Raw genomic sequence first — 3,865 nt, forward strand, 5'->3', positions numbered from 1 at the left:
CAGCTGCTGATGTGATAGAAGCGCTCATAGAAATTGCTAAAGAGATAAAGAAAAAGCAGAAGGAAGGAGAAGAACTTAATTTAACTGAGGAAGAACTCGCTTTTTATGATTTGCTTTCCTCAAAAGAAAAAGTTTTTGAAAATTATGAGGAAATAAAGGCTGTGGCCAAAGAAATCGTTAAAGAGCTAGGCTACCATGTGAAATTAGCCGACTGGAATAAAAAAGAATATCTAAGGGCAAAAATAAAAGTAGCTTTGAAAAATGCGTTGATTAAAGTAGTAGATGCTCGTATTAGCTATGGAGAAATTAATAAAATAGCTTCTGAAATACTTACCTATGCGGAAGAGATATATGGTTATATGCATTGATTTTTCCGAAATTTTGCATGAATTGAGGAAGATGGACTTTACACCATTAATTCGTTCAATGGTTGAGCTGAGTAACGTTACAATTAGGGATGAAATTGGTGTATATATATTTGCTTCTGGTTTGACAAAGATACTATTCCCGAACAAACAATTTGACAAAGAAGATTTAAAGATGATAATGGATTTTGTGATAGAATTAAGGCAAAAAATAGCCGATTTGCTTCACAGAATGGCTCCGGGAGAGTTTGAGAGGAAAAAGATTGAATACTCGATTAAGAGTTAAATTAAATTTACCAAAAATTTATTTAACTGGAGAGAATAGGAAAGACGATGGCCACGAAGAAGGCTGTTAAAGGTAAGAGCAAGAAAGCAAGAAGAGGAAGAGGTAGTAGCGAGCGTTCGGGACTTGTGTCGTCGGCGGGTTTGATGAGGTATTTCGACGTTGAGGAGTCGGCGATAAAAATCTCGCCAAAGGCAATAGTTCTAATAGGAATTTTAATAGGTGTTGTCGTTCTCGCCCTTGAGATTTATTACGGCGTATGGCCGCCGTAGCGTGCGGGTGTGAGGCATGAGCTTGAGAATGGTGGATATAAGCGCTAAGGAGGACATCATCCGCATCTCAGAAGCCTACGGTAGGCTCAGGCTGAAGAGAAATACGGTGCTTGCGATAAAGAGGGGCGAGGTGCCGAAGGGCGACGTTCTCGGTTGTGCAGAAGCCGCCGCCATCCTCGCAGTTAAAAACACACCTTTCACGATTCCACTTTGCCATCCGATAGGGATAAGTAGCGTCTCCGTGCGTTTTAACCTCGACCGCGACGGCGGCTTTGTAGAGGTCTTCGTGATGGTGAAGTCCGTCGGAAAGACGGGCGTAGAGATGGAGGCGTTACACGGCGTCACAGTCGCCCTGCTGACAATATGGGACATGGTCAAAGCTCTCGAAAAGGACGAATCTGGAAACTACCCGACGACGAAGATTGAAGAGATTAGGGTTTTGAGTAAAGTGAAAGAAGTGGGAGAGGGGTGATTGGGACGAGGGTGGTGAAGCGGGACGAGTTAAAGCCGTTTGTGACGAAGGACGGCTCTGAAATCCGAGAGTTCCACCGCTCCGAGAATTTGAGTCTTGCGGAGGCGTTAGTTCCTGTTGGACAAAGAACGAGAAAGCATTTTCACAAGACTTCGGAGGAAATTTACTTTATTTTGGAGGGGCGGGGCATGATGGAGATGGAAGAGGAGCGTGCGGAGGTCGCCGCCGGGCAGGCGGTCGTGATTCCGCCGACGAAGACGCACTGCATAGAAAACGTCGGCGACGTGCCTTTGCGGTTCTTATGCCACTGCAGCCCGCCTTACTTGCACGACGATACCATTCTCGTCGAATGACATGGAGAAGTTTTTAGTTGACAGGATGCTCGGTAGACTCGTCTCGTGGCTCAGGATGCTCGGCTACGACACCGTTTATGCGAACGACGTGAGCGGCGAGGGCGGCGGCGACGCCGAAGATGCTTTTTTACTCTCCTTAGCAAAGGAGGAGAAAAGAATTCTTCTGACGAAAGATAGAAAGCTTGCGGCGGAAGCTCGGAAAAGCGGTGTGCGATGCGTCCTCATGACGAAAAACGACGTCCTCGGACAGCTTTCTGAGCTTACGGCGAGCGTGCCCCTTCGTCTTGAAATGACGTTCGTGCGGTGCAGCGAGTGCAATGCGCCTATACGACGCGTTAGAGAGGACGAGACGCAGATGCTGCTCGAAACTGACTACGTGCCAAAAAAGATGATTGGGAAGCTGGAGTTCTGGGTCTGTGAGGGATGTCGCCGCATCTACTGGGAAGGCAGCCACTGGCGTGCGATTAACGAGCGGCTGGACTTGCTAAAGAGGATGACGAGTAGGCAGGTCGGAAATGAACAGACGACCAGCGAATAGGCTAGAAGACGGCGAGCTTGAAAAGTTGTATGAAAAGCAGAGAAGGATAGCCGCCCGTGCGGTGCTCAGGGACGAATTTCAAGGTCCGGAGCTCGTTGCGGGTGCGGACTTGGCGTTCCTCGCCGCTGGCAACAGGAGCTTGGAGCTTGCAGTTGCGAGCATCGTCGTCCTTAAGTATTCGACGCTACGAGTCGTGGAGCGTGCGTGCGTCATCGAGTCGACCGATTTCCCTTACGTGCCGGGGCTGCTGGCATTCCGTGAAGCTCCGCTCATAATAAAGGCGTTCCAGCAGCTGGAGCATAAACCGGACGTGCTCTTTGTGGACGGCTGCGGCGTGAATCATCCGAGATTCGCAGGCCTGGCGACGCATGTTGGCGTGCTTCTTGACGTTGCGACCGTCGGTGTCGCAAAGAGCCTTTTGTGCGGCGATGCCAGAACGCCGACGGCTGAAGGCGAAGCATGCCCGTTACGCTACCGTGGCAAGCTCGTGGGCTTTCTCCTGAAAAGCAAAAAGGGTTGCAAGCCCATCGTTGTGGCGCCAGGGCATAAAATCTCGACGGAAACTGCATTACAGCTCGTGAAAAATTGTATAATGGGCTACAAGCTACCTGAGCCTACGAGATTAGCGCACATTTATGCAAATAAGGTTAAAAGGAAGTTGGTGCAGGATGGAAGTTTCGGCCCCAAATGCGATTCTCTCTACCGCACAGGTATCAGAAAAACTGAAACGTAAAAAAATCATTTCCCCACCTGCAGCATTCTTTCTACGGCATTCCGGGCAGCTTCTGCGATCTCCTTCTGCACGATGACTACTGGTTTCTCACGCTCTAACGCCCTTAGCACTTTCGAAAGCGTGTGCATTTTCATCTGCGGACAGATCGCCGTCTCCGAAACTGCATGAAAGCACTTGCCCGGCGCCTCCTTCTTCAACCTGTGCAGCAGGCCCACTTCCGTCCCTATTAAATACTCGGTGGCTTCGTCCTGCTTGCAAAAACGCACCATCCCGCTCGTCGATGCTATGTGGTCGGCGGCGTCTTGCACCTCGGGCACGCACTCCGGGTGCACCACGACCTTCGCCCTCGAGTGCTGACGGCGTGCCGCCTCCACGTCCTCGAGCGATATCTGATGGTGCGTCGGGCACAGCCCGTGCTCGGGCACCGTCACGATCCTTTTAGGGCTGCGCCGCCGCACGTAATAGGCGAGGTTCGCGTCCGGCCCGAAAATTACTGTCTCGGCGTCCATCGCGTTCACGACCGCAGCGGCGTTCGCCGACGTGCAGACGCAGTCCGCGAGCGCCTTGCTTTCGGCGAGCGTGTTTATGTACAAGACGACGGCGGCGTCCGGGTGCTCGGCTCGTGCCTCCTTAAGCGTTGCTGTGAGGAGCATCTGCGCCATCGGGCAGACGGCGCCGATGTCCGGAATTAAAACCTTTTTGTCGGGGTTGAGCACGGCGGCGGTCTCAGCCATGAAGTCGACGCCGCAAAACACGATGACGTCCGCGTCCGTCTCCGCCGCTCGCCGTGCAAGCTCCAACGAATCGCCGACGAAATCCGCAACGTCCTGAACCTCCGCACGCTGATAA

General features: G+C 51.5%; 8 protein-coding genes. 7 read left to right on the top strand and 1 reads right to left on the bottom strand.

Features of this window, described 5'->3' with window-relative positions; all coding sequences use genetic code 11:
- From ACXJJA_RS02215 to nfi, 7 genes are all read left to right on the top strand, one after another.
- On the top strand, positions 1-368 hold a 368-nt coding region (locus tag ACXJJA_RS02215; protein WP_456486598.1), incomplete at its 5' end, for a type I restriction enzyme endonuclease domain-containing protein.
- Positions 337-651 (top strand): BREX system Lon protease-like protein BrxL, encoded by a 315-nt coding sequence (locus ACXJJA_RS02220; RefSeq protein WP_456486599.1) that lies wholly within the window; start codon positions 337-339, stop codon positions 649-651. The genes ACXJJA_RS02215 and ACXJJA_RS02220, both read left to right, overlap by 32 nt.
- A 47-nt stretch (positions 652-698) precedes the next feature.
- Entirely contained in the window at positions 699-920 is a 222-nt protein-coding gene (locus ACXJJA_RS02225) for a preprotein translocase subunit Sec61beta (RefSeq protein WP_456486600.1), read from the top strand.
- Positions 921-936: 16 nt separating this feature from the next.
- Positions 937-1,392 carry a cyclic pyranopterin monophosphate synthase MoaC gene (gene moaC / locus ACXJJA_RS02230; RefSeq protein ID WP_456486601.1) on the top strand — a complete coding sequence of 152 codons (456 nt, stop codon included), beginning with the start codon at positions 937-939 and terminating at the stop codon, positions 1,390-1,392.
- Positions 1,389-1,745 carry a cupin domain-containing protein gene (locus ACXJJA_RS02235; protein ID WP_456486602.1) on the top strand — a complete coding sequence of 119 codons (357 nt, stop codon included), beginning with the start codon at positions 1,389-1,391 and terminating at the stop codon, positions 1,743-1,745. The genes moaC and ACXJJA_RS02235 overlap by 4 nt, the downstream gene beginning before the upstream one ends.
- Position 1,746: 1 nt before the next feature.
- Complete coding sequence (locus tag ACXJJA_RS02240) at positions 1,747-2,283, top strand: DUF5615 family PIN-like protein (RefSeq protein ID WP_456486603.1); 537 nt, start codon at positions 1,747-1,749, stop codon at positions 2,281-2,283.
- A complete protein-coding gene (gene nfi / locus ACXJJA_RS02245) occupies positions 2,261-3,016 on the top strand; it encodes a deoxyribonuclease V (protein WP_456486604.1) in 756 nt (251 codons plus the stop codon). The genes ACXJJA_RS02240 and nfi overlap by 23 nt, the downstream gene beginning before the upstream one ends.
- A gap of 5 nt (positions 3,017-3,021) precedes the next feature.
- Here the strand turns inward: nfi and nadA are convergent.
- On the bottom strand, positions 3,022-3,865 hold an 844-nt coding region (nadA, locus tag ACXJJA_RS02250; protein WP_456486605.1), incomplete at its 5' end, for a quinolinate synthase NadA.

This window comes from Candidatus Alkanophaga liquidiphilum (assembly GCF_053996935.1).

What these genes read in the sequence shown, in the direction of transcription:
- ACXJJA_RS02240 (WP_456486603.1), top strand. Translation starts at nt 1,747, where the DNA reads ATGGAGAAGTTTTTAGTTGACAGGATGCTCGGTAGACTCGTCTCGTGG.
- ACXJJA_RS02225 (WP_456486600.1), top strand. Translation starts at nt 699, where the DNA reads ATGGCCACGAAGAAGGCTGTTAAAGGTAAGAGCAAGAAAGCAAGAAGA.
- ACXJJA_RS02220 (WP_456486599.1), top strand. Translation starts at nt 337, where the DNA reads ATGCGGAAGAGATATATGGTTATATGCATTGATTTTTCCGAAATTTTG.
- moaC (WP_456486601.1), top strand. Translation starts at nt 937, where the DNA reads ATGAGCTTGAGAATGGTGGATATAAGCGCTAAGGAGGACATCATCCGC.
- nfi (WP_456486604.1), top strand. Translation starts at nt 2,261, where the DNA reads ATGAACAGACGACCAGCGAATAGGCTAGAAGACGGCGAGCTTGAAAAG.